Source organism: Flagellimonas lutimaris, from assembly GCF_003581615.1.
In the GTDB taxonomy this organism is placed as follows: Bacteria; Bacteroidota; Bacteroidia; order Flavobacteriales; family Flavobacteriaceae; genus Flagellimonas; species Flagellimonas lutimaris.
On record NZ_QXFH01000077.1, the window covers coordinates 218,831 to 239,603 of the forward strand.

At 38.3% G+C, this 20,773-nt stretch carries 23 protein-coding genes; 17 read left to right on the forward strand and 6 right to left on the reverse strand.

Going from position 1 to position 20,773, the window contains the following annotated elements; translation table 11 throughout:
• The first annotated feature begins 248 nt into the window (after nt 1–248).
• Together D2V08_RS15195 and D2V08_RS15200 are read left to right on the forward strand one after the other, a co-directional pair.
• Entirely contained in the window at nt 249–1,091 is an 843-nt protein-coding gene (locus D2V08_RS15195; protein WP_119609088.1) for an ATP cone domain-containing protein, read from the forward strand.
• 6 nt (nt 1,092–1,097) lie between these two features.
• Nucleotides 1,098–2,468 (forward strand): MBL fold metallo-hydrolase RNA specificity domain-containing protein, encoded by a 1,371-nt coding sequence (locus D2V08_RS15200; RefSeq protein ID WP_119609090.1) that lies wholly within the window; start codon nt 1,098–1,100, stop codon nt 2,466–2,468.
• A gap of 10 nt (nt 2,469–2,478) precedes the next feature.
• On the opposite strand, the gene upp is transcribed toward D2V08_RS15200, so the two are convergent.
• Entirely contained in the window at nt 2,479–3,132 is a 654-nt protein-coding gene (gene upp / locus D2V08_RS15205) for a uracil phosphoribosyltransferase (protein WP_119609092.1), read from the reverse strand.
• Nucleotides 3,133–3,335: 203 nt separating this feature from the next.
• Between upp and D2V08_RS15210 the strand changes: the two genes are divergently transcribed.
• The 3 genes from D2V08_RS15210 to D2V08_RS15220 all read left to right on the forward strand — a co-directional run bounded on the left by D2V08_RS15210 (nt 3,336) and on the right by D2V08_RS15220 (nt 5,549).
• Complete coding sequence (locus D2V08_RS15210; protein WP_119609094.1) at nt 3,336–4,247, forward strand: DnaJ C-terminal domain-containing protein; 912 nt, start codon at nt 3,336–3,338, stop codon at nt 4,245–4,247.
• Nucleotides 4,248–4,253: 6 nt separating this feature from the next.
• Nucleotides 4,254–4,544: a chaperone modulator CbpM gene (locus D2V08_RS15215; RefSeq protein ID WP_119609096.1), complete on the forward strand. Its 291-nt coding sequence runs from the start codon at nt 4,254–4,256 to the stop codon at nt 4,542–4,544.
• A 99-nt stretch (nt 4,545–4,643) separates the two neighbouring features.
• Nucleotides 4,644–5,549, forward strand: a complete 906-nt coding sequence (locus D2V08_RS15220; RefSeq protein WP_245980599.1) for a universal stress protein — start codon at nt 4,644–4,646, stop codon at nt 5,547–5,549.
• On the opposite strand, the gene D2V08_RS15225 is transcribed toward D2V08_RS15220, so the two are convergent.
• Complete coding sequence (locus D2V08_RS15225) at nt 5,550–5,957, reverse strand: hypothetical protein (protein ID WP_119609098.1); 408 nt, start codon at nt 5,955–5,957, stop codon at nt 5,550–5,552.
• A gap of 87 nt (nt 5,958–6,044) precedes the next feature.
• Here D2V08_RS15225 and D2V08_RS15230 point away from each other — a divergent pair, with 87 nt between their 5' ends.
• The 11 genes from D2V08_RS15230 to D2V08_RS15280 all read left to right on the forward strand — a co-directional run bounded on the left by D2V08_RS15230 (nt 6,045) and on the right by D2V08_RS15280 (nt 15,221).
• Entirely contained in the window at nt 6,045–7,583 is a 1,539-nt protein-coding gene (locus tag D2V08_RS15230) for a sensor histidine kinase (RefSeq protein ID WP_245980600.1), read from the forward strand.
• On the forward strand, nt 7,555–8,604 hold the full coding sequence (locus D2V08_RS15235) for a response regulator (protein ID WP_119609100.1): 1,050 nt from the start codon (nt 7,555–7,557) through the stop codon (nt 8,602–8,604). Before D2V08_RS15230 ends, D2V08_RS15235 begins: the two co-directional genes overlap by 29 nt.
• Nucleotides 8,605–8,692: 88 nt before the next feature.
• Entirely contained in the window at nt 8,693–9,529 is an 837-nt protein-coding gene (locus D2V08_RS15240) for a universal stress protein (RefSeq protein ID WP_119609102.1), read from the forward strand.
• A 138-nt stretch (nt 9,530–9,667) separates the two neighbouring features.
• Nucleotides 9,668–10,510 (forward strand): universal stress protein, encoded by an 843-nt coding sequence (locus D2V08_RS15245; RefSeq protein ID WP_119609104.1) that lies wholly within the window; start codon nt 9,668–9,670, stop codon nt 10,508–10,510.
• Nucleotides 10,511–10,519: 9 nt separating this feature from the next.
• Nucleotides 10,520–11,335, forward strand: a complete 816-nt coding sequence (locus D2V08_RS15250; RefSeq protein ID WP_119609106.1) for a universal stress protein — start codon at nt 10,520–10,522, stop codon at nt 11,333–11,335.
• A 58-nt stretch (nt 11,336–11,393) separates the two neighbouring features.
• Nucleotides 11,394–12,245, forward strand: a complete 852-nt coding sequence (locus D2V08_RS15255) for a universal stress protein (protein ID WP_119609108.1) — start codon at nt 11,394–11,396, stop codon at nt 12,243–12,245.
• A 13-nt stretch (nt 12,246–12,258) separates the two neighbouring features.
• Nucleotides 12,259–12,687 (forward strand): hypothetical protein, encoded by a 429-nt coding sequence (locus tag D2V08_RS15260; protein WP_119609671.1) that lies wholly within the window; start codon nt 12,259–12,261, stop codon nt 12,685–12,687.
• Between the two features lie 82 nt (nt 12,688–12,769).
• Entirely contained in the window at nt 12,770–13,177 is a 408-nt protein-coding gene (locus D2V08_RS15265) for a hypothetical protein (protein WP_119609110.1), read from the forward strand.
• Nucleotides 13,178–13,257: 80 nt separating this feature from the next.
• Entirely contained in the window at nt 13,258–13,698 is a 441-nt protein-coding gene (locus D2V08_RS15270) for an Hsp20/alpha crystallin family protein (RefSeq protein WP_119609112.1), read from the forward strand.
• A gap of 50 nt (nt 13,699–13,748) precedes the next feature.
• Nucleotides 13,749–14,192: a hypothetical protein gene (locus D2V08_RS15275; protein WP_119609114.1), complete on the forward strand. Its 444-nt coding sequence runs from the start codon at nt 13,749–13,751 to the stop codon at nt 14,190–14,192.
• Nucleotides 14,193–14,213: 21 nt separating this feature from the next.
• Entirely contained in the window at nt 14,214–15,221 is a 1,008-nt protein-coding gene (locus D2V08_RS15280; RefSeq protein ID WP_119609116.1) for a 2-hydroxyacid dehydrogenase, read from the forward strand.
• Here D2V08_RS15280 and cls read toward each other — a convergent pair.
• A complete protein-coding gene (cls, locus tag D2V08_RS15285; protein WP_119609118.1) occupies nt 15,216–16,622 on the reverse strand; it encodes a cardiolipin synthase in 1,407 nt (468 codons plus the stop codon). The genes D2V08_RS15280 and cls overlap by 6 nt on opposite strands.
• A 133-nt stretch (nt 16,623–16,755) precedes the next feature.
• Between cls and D2V08_RS15290 the strand changes: the two genes are divergently transcribed.
• Nucleotides 16,756–17,796 (forward strand): zinc-dependent alcohol dehydrogenase family protein, encoded by a 1,041-nt coding sequence (locus D2V08_RS15290; protein ID WP_119609120.1) that lies wholly within the window; start codon nt 16,756–16,758, stop codon nt 17,794–17,796.
• A gap of 60 nt (nt 17,797–17,856) precedes the next feature.
• On the opposite strand, the gene D2V08_RS15295 is transcribed toward D2V08_RS15290, so the two are convergent.
• The 3 genes from D2V08_RS15295 to D2V08_RS15305 form a co-directional block, all read right to left on the reverse strand.
• The gene (locus tag D2V08_RS15295; RefSeq protein WP_119609122.1) at nt 17,857–19,185 is read right to left on the reverse strand and encodes an MBL fold metallo-hydrolase; all 1,329 of its coding nucleotides are present in this window, start codon (nt 19,183–19,185) and stop codon (nt 17,857–17,859) included.
• Nucleotides 19,186–19,239: 54 nt separating this feature from the next.
• Nucleotides 19,240–19,905: a peroxiredoxin gene (locus D2V08_RS15300; protein ID WP_119609124.1), complete on the reverse strand. Its 666-nt coding sequence runs from the start codon at nt 19,903–19,905 to the stop codon at nt 19,240–19,242.
• A 135-nt stretch (nt 19,906–20,040) separates the two neighbouring features.
• Complete coding sequence (locus D2V08_RS15305; protein WP_245980601.1) at nt 20,041–20,736, reverse strand: aspartate/glutamate racemase family protein; 696 nt, start codon at nt 20,734–20,736, stop codon at nt 20,041–20,043.
• Between the last annotated feature and the right edge of the window lie 37 nt (nt 20,737–20,773).

Below are 20,773 nucleotides of genomic sequence, written 5' to 3' on the forward strand. Positions count from 1 at the left end.
TGAAATGATTGAACCGTTGTAAATAACGAATATAAAGATTTAGGCAAGTTTAGCCTCTATTCTTTTAAATTGGAGTTGATGTTTTTATTGAAAATATTTTTCGTTATTGATTTCAACAACTATAGCCCAAGTAAAATATTTGAATATCAAAGATATATTTCAAAAACATGGGCTTTTGGGTATAAATGCAGCAATAAAATAAACATAAAGGAATACCAATGTCCTAAAAGGTTCCGTATTTTAGTAATATGGCAATTAAGGAATTCCATATTACCAAATCATCTGGTGAACAGGTCAAGTTTTCTTTAGATAAGCTAAAGAGGTCCCTTCAACATAGTGGTGCCAGCGAAGATATGGTGCAAGAGATTGTAAAACGTGTCCAAGACGAACTTTATCCTGGCATTTCTACCCGAGAGATACATAACCGGGCCTTTGCTTTGCTAAAAAAGAAAAAGTCGATTTACGCTTCAAAGTACAAACTAAAAAAGGCTATTTACGAACTGGGACCGACCGGATTTCCCTTTGAACGACTTATTAGAGGTATTTTACACTATTCGGGTTATGAAACCAAAATAGGAGAAATGCTCCAGGGTAATTGTGTTTCACACGAAATCGATGTGATTGCCATCAAAAATGAGATCTTAAATGTTATTGAATGTAAATTCCATAGTGATGATGGTCTCAAATGTAATGTAAAGGTTCCTTTGTACATCAACTCAAGGTATAATGATGTCAAAGGTCCATTGAACTCACAAAAAGAAAGGAACTTTAAAGCCACTGAAGGTTGGGTGGTGACCAATACAAGATTCACCAATGATGCCCTTGAATATGGGAAATGTGCAGGGTTATATCTTTTGAGTTGGGATTATCCGCACGGTGATGGCCTTAAGGAGCGGATAGATAGGTTAAGACTCTATCCCATCACGGTATCTACACTATTGTCGAGCAGAGAGAAGCATTTTTTATTGGAAAGGGAAATCGTTCTTTGTAGACAATTGGAAAAAAATAGTTTTTTGCTTGACCATTTAGGGGTTTCCAATGGAAGGAAACAACGAATTCTCAAGGAAATGAAATCACTTTGCAACTCATAAAAAATCATGGAAAAACTTCAAGTTCATTTTTTGGGAGGGTCTGGCACAGTCACTGGCTCAAAGTTTTATTTGCATACCGCAGAAATCAAGATTTTGGTGGACTGTGGTTTGTTCCAAGGTGTAAAGGAGTTGCGCGAACAAAACTGGGAACGTCTACCCATAGATGTTTCAGAAATTGATTATGTATTACTTACCCATGGACATTTGGACCATTGTGGGTATTTGCCTCTTTTGGTTCGACAGGGTTTTCGTGGAAAAATTTTAGGAACACCACCTACTCTGGAAATTGCCAGAATCATTCTTGAAGATAGTGCTAAAATTCAGGAGGAAGAAGCTGATAAGGCCAATAAGGAAGAGTATAGCAAGCATCATCCAGCCTTGCCGTTGTACACGAAAGAAGATGCGGCGTTTACATTGAATTTTTTTGAACATGTAGAGGAGGGGAAGAAGGTTTCACTTTCTGATCGTTGTGATGCTACTTTTCTTTACAATGGACATATTATCGGTTCAACTTATATCGAGATTGATTTATTTGGCAAACGATTGGTTTTTTCCGGAGATGTGGGCAGACAGGTAGATGAATTGCTCGACCCTCCCAAACAACCTAAGTGGGCCGATTACTTATTTGTGGAAAGTACTTATGGAGACAGGCAACATCCAGATGAGGATGTAGGGCAGATTTTAACGAATCTGATAAAAGAAACCCTTTACAAGAAAGGCACTTTGATCATTCCTTCCTTTGCTGTGGAACGTTTGCAATCCCTAATGTACCAACTATGGAAACTCTACAAGAAAAACAGAATTCCTAACATCCCCATTTTTGTGGATAGTCCCATGGGAAACAATGTATTGGAAGTTTTTAAAAATTTTCCAAATTGGCACAAGCTAACTATTGAGGAGTACCATAACATGTGCAACCACATTACTTTGGTGAGTTCTTATGCCGAAACTTGGGAAACCATTGATGACCCGAGACCTAAAATTGTGATTGCTGGAAGTGGTATGGTTACAGGTGGACGTGTGCTTACCTATATTAAACAATTGGGGGATATGGAGACCACCTCGATTTTGATTGTAGGGTTCCAAGCAGAGGAAACCCGTGGTAGAAAGCTGCTCGAAGGAGCTACCGAGTTAAAGATTTATGGAAAATATGTGCCTATTAAGGCAAAGGTGAATCATTTGGAGAGTTTATCGGCCCACGCAGACCAAGGTGAATTGTTGACATGGATGGGCGCTATCAAAAACATTCCTGAAAAAGTGTTTTTGGTTCATGGAGAGAAAGATGCCATGGAAACTTATAAGGATAAAATTCATGAAAAACTTGGATGGAATTGTCACATTCCCATGATGCACGAAGTTGTTGAAATTTTACTGTAGGAATCGGACATTACAATTTGACTCCATAACTTAAGTCTCCTGCATCACCCAACCCAGGTATTATATAGCCCTTACTGGTAAGGTGTTCATCAACGGCAGCAATCCAGAGCTGTGTATCCTTGGGAAACACTTTTTCAACCTTTGCTATCCCAGATTTAGAACCGATTACGGATATAATGTGAATTTGTTTTGGTGTTCCATGGCTTTTGAGTGCATCAAGCACGTTTTCGAGTGTTTTTCCAGTGGCCAACATAGGATCCGTTAAAACCAATATTTTGTCATCGAGGGATGGAGCCGCAAAATATTTTACGATTACTTCGAAAGCATCATCATTGTTAGGGTGGTGTCGGTATGCAGAAATAAATGCATTTTCGGCTCCATCAAAATAACTTAAAATACCATGATGAAGGGGTAGACCAGCCCTAAGTACAGAACAAAGCACCAAATTGTCTGAACACAAAAAAGATTTCTTGGTTCCAAATGGTGTCTTGACTTCAGTTTCCTCATAATCCAGGGATTTACTTAATTCGTAGGCAAGTACCTCACCAATGCGTTCAATATTACGTCGAAAACGCATAGCGTCTTTTTGGATCTCTACATCCCTAATTTCCGAAATAAAAGTATTCAGTACGGAATTGGTCTGGTCAAACTGATGGATAATCATATTGTTATGAATTGATTCTTCTTAAAGGTAAATGTTGTTGGTAAGATATAAAAATGAAAGACCTTGATAGGAATAGTTGAACCGGACACTGATAAAGGTCATTGGAAAAAAAGAAGTTTTTTATCGAAATTTGAGAGAGTCATTCATTCTGATGAAATTGGAGTGATATAAGGTTTTATGAATTCAGAATTCTGTATCGACCTATGGATTTTATTGATTATTACAAAGTATTGGGGGTAGATAAAAAAGCTTCTACCGATCAAATTAAAAAGGCCTATCGTAAGCTTGCGAGAAAATATCATCCCGATCTGAACCCCAACGACAAGGAAGCCGAAAAAAACTTTAAACAGGTAAATGAGGCCAATGAGGTACTGTCGGATCCAGAGAAACGGAAAAAGTACGACGAATACGGAAAAGATTGGCAGCATGCCGAAGAGTTTGAGAAGGCCAAACGTTCAAGGGCGCAACAAGGGAGGCAAGGTGACTATTCTGGCTACACTTATAGCCACTCTGGAGGTTCTGCCCAAGATTTTTCCGATTTTTTTGAGTCCATGTTCGGGGGCGCATCCGGATTTGGCTCGCGAGGGCAAAAAGTCCGTTATAGGGGACAGGACTATAATGCCCAACTTCAGTTGTCCTTAATTGATGTGTACGCTACCCAAAAGCAGACCCTCACCGTTAATGGAAAGAATATAAGATTGACCATACCAGCGGGTATCGAGGATGGACAGACCATTAAAATAAAAGGGCACGGTGGGCCAGGAATTGAAGGCGGCCCTGCAGGCGATTTGTATATTACTTTTTCCATTGTGAACAATACCGCCTTTAAACGTGATGGTGCAAATTTGTATAAAACTGTTCAGGTTCCTTTGGTAAAAGCGGTGCTAGGGGGAGAAATACAAGTGGAGACCCTAACGGGGAAGGTTAAATTGAAAGTAGCGCCTGGAACCGATAATGGTACCAAGGTGAAGTTAAAAGGAAAAGGACTTCCAAAATATAAGAAAGAAGGCCAGTTTGGAGACCTTTACCTAACTTATATAGTTAAAATACCAAAGACCCTTACCAAAGAACAAAAGTCGCTATTTGAATCTTTAGCTAAGACCAATCTAGAATAAAAAGACATGAAAAAAGAAAACTACATATCCATAAAAACGTTTTGTGAACGTCATGGGGTTGGTGAATCTTTTGTTTACTCCATGTACGAGTATGAGATTTTGCAGGTGGAGCAGGAAAAAGATGATGGGATGCTTCATATTGAAGACCTTCCGCTACTGGAAAAAATGGTGCGTTTACATAATGAATTGGACATTAATCTTGAAGGATTACAGGCCATATATCATCTTTTAGGTCAGGTGGAAAGTTTACAACAAGAAGTGGCTTCCCTAAAAAGGAAATTGGACACATTGAAGTAAACAAATTCAGTTTTTAAATGCGTATTACTAACCTGCAGATATGACCAAGGTCATAGGAATAAAAACACCCAAAGGTTACTTTTAGGGAAAACGTAACAAATGAAAATGGTTCAAGGAATAGGAGTTTTGGGAACTTCCTTTCTATTTCAGAAGGAAAGCCATTTTGTTTTAACATTGGATGTCATGAAAAAAATATTGGTACCCGTCGATTTTTCGAAACATTCTGAATATGCCTTGGAAGTTGCCGCTAAAATAGCCAAGCAACATGAGGCTGGTATTATTCTGCTTCATATGATTGGTATTTCCGATTCTGTTTTGGCCAATTCAGAAATCGCTGAGGAAGCCGAAGCGAAATATTATTTAAAACTGGCTAAAGAAAAAATCAAGGAATTTACAGAAAAGGAATACCTCAAAGACATTTCTGTAGAGGCCATTATTCAAAATTATAAGGACTTTACCGAGGTGAACAATGTGGGGCAAGAACAAAATTGTGATCTGGTGGTAATGGGTTCCCATGGAACCAGTGGCTTAAGCGAACTTTTTGTTGGCTCAAACACGGAGAAGGTGGTTCGTACTTCAGACCTGCCCGTTATAGTGATTAAAAAGTCACACGATGATTTTTCTATTAAAAAAATAGTATTAGCCTGTGACTTGGACAAGGAAAGTATCCCCGTTTACATGAAGGCCGAAGCGTTTGCAAAATTATTCTCAGCCTCATTGGAAGTAGTATATATAAATACGTCCGGCGCAAACTTTATGGGATTTGACGACGTTGAGAAAAGAATGGAATCCTTTAAAAAAGAGTTGGGCAAAGAGATTAATGTAACCTTTTATAACCACCACAGTGTGGAACGCGGAATGCTAAACTATTGTTTTGAACACGATGCCGATTTATTGGTGATTCCAACCCATGGCAGAAAGGGCTTGGCACACTTTGTTGTGGGAAGTTTGGCCGAAAATGTATCCAACCACGCTAAAATACCGGTAATGACTATCAAGTTGTGATCATTTTTCAAAAAGCAACTGTAAGCGCCCCAATAAAATCAACTCCGATTTATTGCTGCCAGAAAATGAAGACGCAATCGCTCTGGATGTAGACATGGTCAAATTTTTGATTTCAGGAGTGAACAATATTTTGTGGTCCATGTAAAAAGCTTCAAATTCCTCATAAATCTCTTCGTTGTCTTTTTCATACTCCAATAGCCAGTCAAAAACAGAAATTATTTGGAAAGCGGCATCGGTTCCATATTCATCTTCAATATCATCCACTTCCAACCAATAATCCCGTACCACTTCATTCAGCTTTTCCATCTCTTTCATATGGACACTGTGGTCCGCCATCGCTATGGCGTAGAATAATTTGCCTAAATTTTGATAAAATTTCTTGCCAAGGTTTTTTTTGGATTCCAACATTTTCTTAAATTTTAACGCTCTAGGAATAAATATACTCATGTAAATAATTTCCCCCCATGATCTAAATCAGTAAATTTATTTACCGTTTTGGAACGATTCGAAAAAAGTAACGTACTTGGCATTTTATCGGAGGCAATCTCCGAAGGCATTCTTATTGTCAATGAGCAACAGAAAATTACCGCCAGTAATAGTGCGGCCAATAAAATGTTTGATTATGCTGATGGTGAACTTAACGGTGAACCATTGGAGGTTTTGCTCCCGGAGCGTTTCAGGAATAAGCATGATAATCTGTTTTCAACCTTTATGAGCCACGGCAAGGCGAGGCAGATGGGGCCAGAAGTAGATTTAGTGGGAATACGAAAAGGCGGTGAAGAGTTTCCTTTGGAAATAAGTCTCAATCCATTTAAACTACTTCGAAAAAAATATGTACTTGCCCTAATAAAGGATATTACCGAGAGGAAGAAAGCCGAACAGACCATAGATTACTGGTTTCAGATTTTTGATGAATCGCTCAACGAGATTTATGCGTTCGATGCAGAATCGTTCATCTTTATCAATGTGAACCATGGTGCGCAACATAATTTGGGTTATAACATGCAAGAGTTGAGCCAAATGTCGGTTATCAACATAAAACCAGAATTGACCACAGAAATAATGAAGCGATTAATCGCTCCATTACTATCAGCAAGAAAGGAAAAAGTAATTTTTGAAACAGTACATGAACGAAAAAATGGCACAAGGTACCCTGTTGAGGTTCACTTACAATTATCGTTCATTGGGAAACGAAAGGTATGCGTGGCCATAGTTTTGGACATCACCGAGCGTAAAAACTACACCCAACAATTGGAAAATACCGTAGAAGAGCGCACCCAACAATTGCAACAGGCACTTAAAGCGGAAAAAAAGCTCAATGAGTTAAAAACCAAATTTTTGTCATTGGTGTCCCATGAGTTTAAAACACCTCTGACCAGTATCTTGACCTCTACTTCTCTGCTAACAAAATATACGGAAACCGATCAGCAAGATAAAAGGAACAAGCACATTTCCACTATCAAGTCCAAAGTAAAGTATTTGGATAACATTCTTACTGATTTTTTATCCATAGAGCGCCTAGAGCTTGGGAAGGTAAACTATTCCATGTCTTCCTTTCCGTTGAGCAAATTAATCAACGAGGTGGTCTACGATTCCAACACCCTATTAAAAGAAGGACAGCGCATACGATACCCTGATAACATTGATGGGATAATGGTTGAATTTGATGAAAAAATAATGGGATTGGCACTTTCCAACCTTATGCACAATGCCATAAAATATTCCCCCGAAGATACCGATATAGAATTAAACGTATCTCTTGAAAAAGACCAGCTTAGAATTGATATTATCGATCATGGGTTTGGAATACCACCCGAGGATCAGCCCTTTATTTTTGATAGATATTTTAGGGCATCCAATGTACTTACTGTCCAAGGAACAGGTATTGGATTAAACATTGTTAGACAACATATGCATAACCTCAACGCCAATGTAACTTTTAAAAGTGAATTGGGAAAGGGTTCCATATTCACACTGTACATACCAATAAACAACAAGGAAAAAAATGAAGAAAATTTTACTGGTGGAGGATGACACCTCCCTGCGGGAGAATGTAGCCGAACTGTTGGAATTATCCAGTTTTAAGGTATGTTCGGCATCGAATGGAAAAATGGCAGTAGAAATGGCCAAAAAAGAACATCCAGACTTGGTACTTTGCGACATAATGATGCCAGAAATGGATGGTTACGAAGTATTGGAAGAACTCTCAATTTGCGAAACCACGCGTTACATCCCATTTATTTTTGTTTCCGCCAAAACGGAAAAACAAGATGTTAGAAAGGGAATGAATCTTGGAGCAGATGATTATTTGACAAAGCCTTTTGAAGAGGAAGAACTTTTGTCAGCCATCCAATGTCGTTTGAAAAAGGCAGAACATATGGAGGCTTTGCTGGCGGAACACCCCAAAAAAGTACATCAGGAGCACGAAATAAGGAATTTGAATGAGCTAAAAAACTTTTTTGATGACCATGGTCAGTTGTTTTCTTTTAAGAAAGACGAAACCATCTATTCCAAGGGAGATCATTCAAATATGGTGTATCTTATTTTAAAAGGAGTGATAAAAAGTTGTGGTTTAGATGAGGAAGGAAAGGAATTGATCACATCCATTTACGCTGAAGATGACTTTTTGGGCTTTACTTCGTTAACAGATCATCTACCATACAAGGAATATGCCGTTGCAATGGAAGACGTGGAGTTGGCCGGAATATCCAAGGAAAAGGTAAAAGGGATTTTAGAGGACAATAAAAGTGTTTCTTTGGAACTAATGGATATCATGGCAGGGGATTTGGAAAATATTAAAAAACAATTACTCCAAATGGCCTATAGTTCGGTCAGAAAAAAGACAGCCCAGACACTTTTGATGTATTGCAAAGCTATGAATAGGGATAAACAAGCTCCCTTGAAAATAGCACGAAGTGACTTGGCCGGAGTGGCGGGCATAGCAACAGAAAGTCTAATAAGAACTCTTTCTGATTTTAAACACGAAGGACTTATTACCATCGAAAACAGAAATATTTTGGTGCTAGATAGTGAAGCCTTGGAACAGGTCCATTAAGAAAAAATGCGTCATAAATATGGCAAGTGATATATATCATTCCTTTTTTTTTAATGAATGATAAACTTGCACTATCAATTTATGACAAATGAAGAATATTCTGGTCCCAACAGATTTTTCCGAAAATTCCATTCAGGCATTGAGGTATGCTCAGGTGCTGTTCAGCACTATGGAATGCAATTTTTATTTGCTGTATGTGGGCACATTGTTAGATACAAAAAATGATGCTGAAACTTTTCAGGAAACAGAAAATGAATCTAGTGAAAATACAAAAAAGAAGCTTACAGATTTAGTTAAGGAAACCCGGAAGCATAGCACAGAAGCGAATCACTTTTTCTTTGCTTTGCACGAGTACGGCTTTTTTATCCCTACCATAAAAAAACATATAGAGGAGCAAAACATTGACCTTATTGTGATGGGAACCAAGGGTGCTTCAGGTGTCAAGGAAAAAGTACTGGGAAGCAATGCCGGGGATGTTATTACCAAAGTGCAGTGCAATACCCTTGTTGTCCCCGTTAATGTGGATCTCTCAAGACCAAAAGAAATAGCCTTTCCTACAGATTTCAATATTTTCTATTCCCTACGGATTTTGCGCCCAATGGAAGAAATGGTGACTTTGGGCAAAGCGAAATTTAGGGTTATGAATGCCCTGAAAGATGGAGATCATCTTAATGAAGAACAGGAAACGAACAGGGAACACCTTTTGGACTTTATGGAGGATACATTTCCTGAAACGTACAGTTTTCATACCATTACAAATAAAAAAGTAAAGTCTGCCATACAGTGTTTTGTGGAGAGCAGAGATGTTGATATGATTGTTATGGTGGCAAAAAACCTAAATTTTATACAGCAAATATTATTCGATTCCATTGTAGAACAAATAAGTTTTCATACAAAAATCCCATTCTACGTAATCCACGAATAGCTTAGGTTTCTCATAGTTTTTGATTTCTCTCCACACTTTATATCACCATGAAATTTCTTCGGTATGTGATGTAAATCATAGTATAAAACATGTACTGTGAATAGCTTTGTTATTAGTAGGTTTTTAAATAAATAAGCCATGATGAAAGTAGTATTGCCCACCGATTTTTCCGAAAATGCATTTCATGCCATTTCATATGCAGTTAAATTATTAGAGGATTCCACGTGCATATTTTATCTGGTGCATGCGTATACTCCAGCTATTTATCGGGTAGATTATACACTGGGAAGTCCTGGACAATTGGGATTGCCAGATGATGAAAGATATAAGGCGGAAGAAGCTCTTGAAAAAACAAGAAAAAGAATAAAGACTCTGTTCAATGTATCAAAGCACACCTATGTGACACATGCGGCCTTCAATTCGCTGGGAGACGAAATCGAGTCTATTTCCCAAAAAGAAAACATAGACTTTATCGTAATGGGGACACAGGGGGCAACGGGTGCAAGGGAAATACTTTTTGGCTCCAACACGGTACATGTCATTCAAAAAGCAGGGATTCCAGTTCTGGCCGTTCCATCAGATTTTGAATACGAACCACCTAGCAATATTTTGTTCCCAACTGATTATGAGGTGGATTACAAAAAAGCCAATCTTGACTTTTTGCTCAAGTTTTCCAAATTGTGGCATTCCAAACTACATATCATGCATGTAACTACTCCAAGTGGACTGGATTTAGATCAAGCCAATCACAAAACGTATCTGGAAGGGTTGTTGTTGGAGCAAAATCATAAATTTTACGATTTACCGGATCAAGAGTTGATAGAGGCCATTAATGGATTTCAAAAGGAAACCCCAGTAGAAATGTTGGCCATGGTTAAAAACAAGCATTCATTTATTGAGCGTCTTTTTGTGGAGCCCGTAATTAAAAATATAGGTCTCCATACCAAAGTTCCATTTTTAGTACTTCCGTATAATCAATAAATAAAAGCGATGTCAAAGATTTTAGTACCCACCGATTTTTCAAACAATTCGTACAACGCGTTGTACTATGCAGCACGGTTGTTTCAAAACAAGGAATGCACATTTCATATTGTCAACGTATGTACGGGTGAAAATAATCCCGATAGGGAAAAGGCAAAAATAGAGTCGATGCAAGAGCTGGAGGCCTTGGTGCACCGTTTAGTAAGAGATGTTGGAGAGAATACGAAGCATGCCTTTAAAAAAGTTCCTTTGTGCTCGGATATGACAGTAGGTGTTGCCAAATATGCACAGAAGCACCAGATGGACCTAACCGTAATTGGAAATAAGGCAAAAGAAGAGATAAAGCATATATTGTTAGGTAACAATGCCATGCAATTAGTTCGGGAAATAACCAGTTGCCCCGTGCTTATCGTTCCTTTGGAAATCGACTTTAAGAAAGTGGATAAAATTGCATTTACGTCGAATTATGCAAATCCGATATCACATGATAATATTAAAACGTTACAGTTTTTCTGTAATGTAGCGGACAGTTTAATTGTACCTATGAGCATTGAGGAAAATAAAGATGCCGACCCAGAAGAAAAAAACAAAGCTAACTTTCTTGAGGCAATTGCTAAAAACAGCTCCAAAGAGGTTGAGCTACCTGTTTTTGATGGTAAGGTCAACACCATTTTGGAATTTGTAGATCTCTGGAATATTGATATGCTCTGTATGGTTTATTATCCGCATCATTTTTTCTTGGAGTTTATTGGTAAGGGAATTATCAAAGAGCTCAATACTAAATTGAACGTACCCTTTTTGATTTTGCCCAATACTCCAAATTGACCAAAATCATAGTATATCATTTGGAGGAAATATAACTTTCGTTAAAACAAAAACCGTCATGGACAAGAGAGTTTTGTTACCCACGGATTATTCAAAAAATGCATTGAACGCCATTAGATATGCATTGGAGCTATACAAAAATGTGAGGTGCGATTTTTACATTCTAAATGCCTTTCACATTTCAGGATATACTTTGGACAGCATGCGGGTGCCAGAATCTGGTGAGCCTTATTATGAAGCTGCGAAACAGGAATCGGAGGAAGGCATGGAAAAATTGATGCAAATGGTAAAACTGCATCCCCAAAATGATAAACACGAATTCCATACCATAACAACCTTCAATAGCTTAACAGGGGCTATAAGAAATGTAATCGATAAAAAGGATATCGACATCATTGTTATGGGGACCAAGGGAATCACAGAATCTAAAGCGCGGATATTCGGCACCAATACCGTCAATGTCATGGAGCAAATCAAAGAATGCCCAGTTATTGCCGTGCCCAACAATTATATGTTTAAAACACCAAGGGAGATTGTTTTCCCAACAGATTATAAAGCTCCTTTTAAGAAAAAGGAAATAGGGGACTTGATAGAAATATCAAAATTGTACGATGCAAGAATCAATGTAGTTCACATTGACAAGGACAAAGATGGAAAGCTGAGCAGAAAAGAAAACGCCAACAAAGAGTTGTTACAAGAAATTTTGCAGGGTACAGACTACGAAATGCATTTTTTGCCTGCTGATAAAATCAGCAGTGGAATCAATAAATTCATCGATAATCACGGGTGTGATATGGTAGCTTTCTTGAACAAAAAGCATTTGTTTTTTGGAAGTATACTATCAAACCCTTTGGTGAAAAAAATTGGGTACGAACCGAAAGTACCCATTTTAGAACTAAATGATAACTAAAAAAGAAGGAACAATGAAGCAAGTAGGAATATGGCTGGATAAACAAGAAGCCAACGGCGTAATATTAAACAATGGCAAGGAAAGTCTTTTTAACATTCCTTCAGAGCTGGATTTTTTCAACCCCAAGGGAGGATCAAGATCCAAAACCAAATGGGGTCCACAAGATGTGGTACAGGATAGCAAATATCTGGAACGGGAAAAACACCAATTGAAGGATTATTTTGAAAAGATTGCAGGACAGATTTCCGATGCGGACGAAATTGCCATTTTTGGACCAGCAGAAGCTCCGGAAAAATTTGTCGATGCGCTTAAAGAAAGACACCCGGGATTGGCGGCCAAGGTAAAAGCAACCAAAACAGCCGATAGTATGACCGAAAACCAGTTCAAGGCATTAGTAAAACAATCTTTTGGAATGGATGATCGGTATCCGGAGGCCACCTAATTTAAATCATCAAAATGATTTAGATCATTTCATAGTAACCGACCAAACCTTACATTCATTAGCAATTTAAAAAAATACCGTGATGATGGTAAGGGAGAGGAAAATTGAGGTAATGCACGATGAACTGCAAAACTGGAAATCCTATTTGCTGTTCATTGAGGATGAAATGGCCTTTATACAGGGGTTATTGGACTCCTATGTTTTTGAGCCAAGTACGCCCAACTTATTTGAACGGTTGGATACGTTCAAACAGCACTTCGATACTTCTAAAAAGAATAGAAAATCCTTAGCAGAATCCATAAGAAAACACGAGAATGGACTTGGTGGCATTTTCGAATGTGTGGAACATGAATGCGACAATCATTACTACGAAAAGCACCAGAACCTTAAGGATGAAATAACGGATTATATCAAGAACTACATCAACCTGAAAAAAGAGGTTTATGATTATGCAGGTTCGGTGCTTAAAAAGAAGAAGCCGTTGTACTGACTAGGCTGTGCTTTGCAGCGTAAAACATGGTCTTTGTCGGATTGTTACATATTATTCATTAATCAGTAAATTATATAGTTATGTCACTTGTAAAATTAGATGGAAAACGATTTCCATGGAACGAGAGTCTGATTGATTTTTTCAATCGAGATGCATTTGTTGATGATGACTTTTTCAATTTGGAAAAAACCCATCCATCAATGAATGTTAAAGAACATAAAGATGATTTTGAAATTGAGTTTGCCGCACCTGGATTTGAAAAAAAAGATTTCGAGATCACTATGAAAGATGATGTATTGGAGGTTTCTGCCCAAAAAAGTAAAGAAGAGACCGAAGAGGATGAAAACTTCACACGAAGGGAATTCAACTACAATGCATTTACACGAACCTTGCAATTGCCTACTTCTGTTGATCGATCAAAAGATGTTAAGGCAGTTTACGAAAATGGTATTCTTAAGCTAAAGGTCCTAAAAATGGAAGAAGCTAAGGAAGATCACAAAAAAGTTATCGAGGTAGTATAATTAAAATTTGCGGCAGATGTATGCCATCTGCCGCTTAATATATTACAGTGATGGAAACAAAATCAAACAAAAGAAAATTTAGAGAGTGGTTCAGTGCAGATGAGCTGCACGAAGAATCCAAAAAATGGTTCTCCGAATTAAGATTCGCCAAGGATGAGCAAAAGTTTCTCAACAGTATGGTGAAGGACTATACTTTGGACATTATTGATTCTGATATGTTCCAGACCGTTCAGCCTGTTGTGGAATCCTTGAACAAATCTGAAAAAGAGTTGGTAGATCTATTTAAAAAAGTACAGTTACACGAGAACCAGCTTCAGATTATGGTAGATGATGTGAACCAAGAAAAAATGGAGGAAGCATATTTGGATACCCATAATGACCTTGCTATGGAGGTGCAGGATTACTTTGAGACATATAGAGATTCCAAAACTAAAATCTTCGACATTGTATCCAACGTGATCAAGCGCAAAAAACAAAAAAGATTACTTAATTAAACTTTACTAGAAGCAAAAAACATGAAAGTACTGGTGTATAGCGCCAAGGATTTTGAGATAAAAAACTTGGAAAAATCAAACGGCAACAAACACAAAATTAAATTTGTGCCTGACGCCTTAAACCCCACTACGGCAGTTATGGCGGCAGGGTACGATGCCATTTCCATTTTTTCTAATGATGAAGCATCCTTGGTTGTATTGGAGATTCTTCAGGAGATGGGTGTAAAGTATATTACCCTACGATCTACAGGTTATAACAATGTAAGTGTTAAATCAGCTAAACGAATAGGGTTGAAAGTGGCCCATGCTCCTGAATATTCTCCGCACGCCATAGCGGAGCATGCCGTAGGACTTTTGTTGGCACTTAACCGAAAGTTGATTCAATCCAATGAACAAGTCCACCAGTACAACTTTTTGTTGGACGATTTAGTAGGCTTTGATCTAAATGGTAAGACTGTAGGTATATTTGGAACAGGAAGGATTGGCTCTATTTTGGTGAAACTATTTCATGCTTTTGGATGCAAGGTAGTGGCCAATGATGTGAAGCGGAACCAATATTTGGAAAACCATTACGATTTGGAATACCTTCCTTTGGAAGAACTATGCAGGAGGTCGGATGTTATCAGTATAAACACACCCCTTAATTACGAAACCCACCATATCTTTCAAGAGCCATTTTTCAAAGCAATGAAGAAGGATGCTATTTTGATCAATACGGCAAGAGGCGGTATTGTTAAAACGGACGATATCATTCAAGCGCTAAAACAAGGAGATATTGGGGGGTATGCCACCGATGTTTATGAGCACGAAAGAGGTGTTTTCTTTAAGGACAACAGTAAGAAAGGAATCCGAGATGAGCATCTCAAGGAATTGATTTCGTTACCGAATGTATTGTTAACTCCGCACCAAGCTTTTGCAACAAAAGAAGCTCTGGTAAGGATTGCGGAGACCACTATTTATAATCTTGATTGTTGGGAAGAGGGCAAAACATGTAAAAACGAACTGGGTTTCGAGACCATTATGTTATAAGAGGGGACTCAACAATTTCGCAAAGCCTTCAATTAGTTTTTTACCCCAGGGCCTTTCCTTATATTTCTCATAATCACTGAGGAGGATTGATTTTTCACAATCTTTCAAGAAATCAGATTTCATGTGCTTGCAAAGGGTGGCATCATAAACAAAAACTTGGGCCTCATAGTTTTGTTGAAGACTTCTGTTATCAAGATTTGCTGTGCCAATACTGGCAATTTCATCATCACAAAGCATTACTTTACTGTGCAAAAAGCCTTCTGCGTATAGGTATATTTTAATGCCGGCCTTAAGGTAGGACTCAAAATAGGCCCTAACACACCAGTCCACAAGTTTAATATCTGTAGTTGAAGACATTAAAATTCTAACATCCACACCACTCAATGCAGCCGTCATAAGGGCTTGTAATATGGCGTGGTTGGGAATAATGTATGGGTTAACGATATAGAGGTATTTTTCTGCACTGTTGATGATTGAAAAATAAACCTGCTCCATTACATCAAAATCGTCATCTGGTCCGCTGGGAACTATTTGAAGTGAGGTCCCAATTTTTGGCACCCTATAAACTTTGAATGAAGAGAAATCCACTTTATTCCCACTGGCAAGGTACCAATCGGTCATAAAGGTCCTGTTTAAAAAATCAACTGCTTCACCTTCAATTTTTAAATGGGTATCGTGCCATTTCCCCAAAGCTGGATCACCCTTCAGGTATTTGTCCGAAATATTTATTCCGCCCGTGAATCCAATTTTATTATCGATTACGATAATTTTTCTGTGGTTCCTATAGTTCAATGCGGATAGGAACCTACCAAACTTGAAGGGTAAAAATTGTGCCGTTTCCACCCCAATTTTTTTAAGCTTTTTGAGGTATTTTTTGCTTAGGGAATAGCTGCCAATACCATCGTAAAGAAGTCGGATAGTCACATTCTCGGCTATTTTGCGTTCAAAAACTTCTAAAAGTTTATCTGCCAAAAGTCCATCCTCAAAAATGTAGTATTGCAGGTGGATATGCTCTTTGGCCTCTTCCAGTGCATGAAAAATACTTTCAAAAGTGTTTTTTCCATCTTTCAATAAATCAAGATCATTATGGCAAGTAACTTGACATTTTGAAGTCTTGTTGATCAGCGATGTTATTTTTTGTTTGTTCCCAGAAATTTCTGGATGACAAGTTACATGCTCAAGTTTATTAATAGGGCCAAACTGATTTTTTAAGGAGAACATTTTGCTTTTTCTTCTGTTTCGTCCAAATAAAATATACAGAAGAAAACCACCCACGGGTATGGTAAAAATGGCCAACAGCCATGCCAAGGTTTTGCTTGGTCTAACTCCATTTAGCAACAAGCTTATCACCATAATCAAGGCAATAAGAATGTAGAGTGCGATAAGAATGGATATAAGCATTGTAATTTACTAGCTAGTGTTACAAATATAAACTACTTATGGTATGTTGGGAATGAGACATATCACTATCGGAATCAAAGCTTTTTTCACTTAAGTTTATAGGCTTAAACTACCAACCACAAATTTACTACAGATGCGAGCTATTGTTTATGAAAAATTCCAGGGACCGATTTCAATACAAAATATTGAAGATCCTTCTCCCAAAAGTCATGGTGTTGTGGTAAAGGTATCGGCTACGGGACTTTGTCGGAGTGATTGGCACGGTTGGATGGGGCACGACTCCGGTATAGAACTTCCCCATGTGCCCGGCCATGAGCTGGCCGGCATTGTAACGGAAGTCGGCAAAGATGTGAAGAATTTTAAAGTAGGGGATAGGGTTACGGTTCCTTTTGTATGCGGATGTGGGACTTGCCCAGAATGTAATTCTGGAAACCATCAAGTTTGCGACTACCAAACTCAACCTGGTTTTACCCATTGGGGCTCATTTGCGGAATATGTTGCCTTGGATCATGCCGACATTAATTTAGTTAAGATTCCAGAGGAAATCAGCGATGTAACCGCTGCTATTTTGGGTTGTAGGTTTATTACATCTTTTAGGGCCGTTGTTGATCAAGGAAAGGTACAGGGAGGACAGTTTGTTGCAGTTCATGGTTGCGGTGGCGTGGGCCTTTCTGCCATAATGATCGCCAATGCGTTAGGTGCAACGGTAATTGCTGTGGATATTGATGATGCTACCTTGAGTCTGGCAAAGTCATTAGGGGCAGCTGTAACCATAAACGGTTTAAAACATGAAAATTTGGTCGATGAGGTTAAAGCATTGACCAATGGGGGTGCCCATGTTTCCATAGATGGTCTGGGTAGTCAAATCACCTGTTTCAATTCAATAGCCAATCTTAGAAAACGGGGAAAACATATTCAGGTTGGCCTAATGACTGGAGACCATAAGCATCCACAAGTTCCCATGGATCAAGTTTTGGCAAACGAATTGGAGGTTTTGGGAAGTCATGGGATGCAAGCTTTTAGATATCCTGCGATGCTGGAGATGATTAAGGAGGGTAGACTTAAACCGGAAAAATTGGTAGAGCGTACCATATCCTTGGAGGAAGCTGCTCTGGAATTGCCCAAAATTGACCAATTTAAAAACAAGGGAGTCTTGGTTATAGATTCATTTTAAACAACAGCACCGAAACGATTATAAAATAAAAAAGCCCTTCTTAATAGAAGGGCGTATAGTCTAAATAAAATCGTTTATGTTTTCACCGAGGTCGTAGACTTGCACATTGTCACTAAAACTTTCAATGATGCTACTTCCTGCTGAACTGCGGTAACCTCCAGCACAATGCACGATAATAGGCTTGTTATTGGGTATTTGTGTTGAGGAAGCCCTTAAATCATTAAGAGGAATGGCCAGGGCACTTTCAAAATACTTTCCCTGATCCGTTTCACTTTGGTTGCGTATATCCACAATAGTATACTCATCTGGGTTGTTTTTAAAATGTGTCAAATCAAGTTTATCACTTTGTACAAGCCCAGTTTCATCCAGCGTCAAAACTAATTTCACTTGTTTTTCGTATCCAATTTTAGCAACCCTTTCCAATATTTTTTCCATATCATCCGGTTTATCGATAACCAGGCTAAAGGGTTCTTCTGGATTAACTATGGCTCCCAGCCAGGTTTCAAATTTAAAATTTTCTGAAACGGCCATAATATTGATGCTTCCTGGCAGATGTCCTTTTTTAAATTCGATTTCATCTCTTACATCCACAATTAATCCACTGATACTGGTATTTAATTGTAGAGGCACTTTCGCTATGGATGTTCTTAGGTTTTCTGCACCATGTCTATTGGTATCAACATCAAACCCAAAATAGGATGGGATAAATGGTTGACTGTCCAAAAGGGTATTTACAAATTCTTTTTTCGATTGTGGTTTAAAGGCCCAGTTGCCCATTCTTTCATTACCTAGGGTGCTGCTGTTGTCAGAACTCAGGTTTTTTCCACATAAGGACCCGGCCCCATGTGCAGGGTATACCAAGGCTCCATCGGGTAAATCCTTGAATTTATTTTGAATGGTATCGTACATCATTTCTGCCAGTTCTTGACGTTTTGCAGTCATATTACCAGCTTTTTCACGCAGATCAGGTCGTCCTACATCACCAATAAAAAGGGTATCACCTGTAAATAGTGCGGTTTTCCCTTCTTTTTCGGCAACAATGGTAATGCTGTCAGGAGAGTGTCCCGGAGTATTTAAGGCAGAAACCTTGATATCCCCGACCATAATACTTTGACCTTCATCAAAAGGCTCATATTCATAGTCGGCACCCAAATCTTTACTGTGATAAATAGGTGCTCCTGTTTCTTTATTTATTTGCAAATGGGAACTCACAAAATCAGCATGTGGATGGGTTTCAATAACCGCTATTATTTTTGCCTCATGTTCTTGTGCAAAGGCATAGTACTGCATAGGATTCCTTTCTGGATCTATAACGGCCATTTCACCATTGTCCACAATAGCATAGGAATAGTGGGCTAAAGGTTTATATTCAAACTGTTTTATTTCCATAAAATAGGGTTTAAAGGGCACCTTGGAATAAGGCGCCCTGTATTCAACAATGTTTTAAATTTCTTTCTTGGCCAAATACCAATCCACTTTTTCAAGTGTATCGTCTGCAAGTCTTTCATTAAGTTGATCTAGAGTCTTTGGAGGGGAAACGATGACTTTGTCTCCTTTTTTCCAATCCAAAGGCATGGCAACTTTATACTCATCCGAGGTTTGTAGTGCTTCCAAGGCTCTTAAGATTTCATCCATATTCCTACCTACGTTTAAAGGATAGTACATGATCAATCTGATTTTTTTAGCTGGATCGATAAAGAAAACAGCCCGTACTGCTGCAGTTTCACTTTCGTTGGGTTGAAGCATTCCGTACAATTTGGATACCTTCATGTCCAAATCTGCAATAATTGGGAAATCGAAGTATACACCCGTGTTTTCCCTTACATTTTGAACCCAACCCAAGTGGGCGTGGATACTGTCAATACTTAAACCAAGAAGTTCGGTATTTAAGGCATCAAATTCGCCCTTTCTTTGTGCGAACCCGCTCATTTCTGTCGTACAAACAGGAGTAAAATCCGCAGGATGGGAGAACATTACGGTCCATTTATCCTTCGCAAATTCCGATAATTTTATTTTCCCCTTTGTGGTTACTGCTTCAAAATCTGGAGCCATATCTCCAATTCGGGGCATTTGATTTACTTTTTCGTTTTCTGAATAAGAATTTTCCATAGTATTATAAGTTATATTTATTGATTTTTAATTCATGATAAAATTAACTTATAATAAAGATCTTTCCAGTAACGAATGTTACACTACGGGACTTTAACGGAGGTTTAACGCTTGCACAGGCTCTAATTCAATATACTATTTATTAAAGATAAAGTCAACCGCCATTTGCGCATGTAAATTGGTTGTAGCTAAGGTTGGAATGTCAACATCTTCTTGTTGTATCAGCAAAGGTAATTCTGTACAACCTAAAATTATTCCATCTGCACCTCTTGCCTTAAGCAATTCAATTTGTTGTATAAAAAAATGTTTGGCTGCATCAGAGAATGTTCCCTGTGTAAGTTCTTTGGACACATATTCATGCGCTTGGGGAACAAACTCTTCTTCGGGGATTATAGTTTCGATATCATAATTGTTCTTCAAGAATTTAGGAATAAAGCTTCCAGTCATTGTTGGCTTGTTACCCAAAAGGCCTAGTTTTTTTAATCCCAGTTTTTGCGCTTCTTTTCCTGTGGCATCTGCAATGTGCAGAATGGGAATATCAATTTTAGGTTGTACAAAATCATATACCATATGTGGGGTATTGGCACAAATAACGACGGCTTTGGCACCAGCTGCTTGAAGTTTTAAGGAAGTGTCCAAATACTTCGCGTTGATTTTCTCTTTGTTCTGTTCCCTCATCAATTCAATGTTGATACTATGTATGATCAAGGGAGGGTTTGCCCAATCACCGATTTTTTTTGAGGCCAATTGATTGATGAGTTTGTAGTATTCAATAGTGGAGTGCCAAGAAGTACCTCCAATCATTCCCAAAGTATTCATGCTTTTTGTCATTTTTTTAAAAAATTATCAATGATATTGTAACAATTTA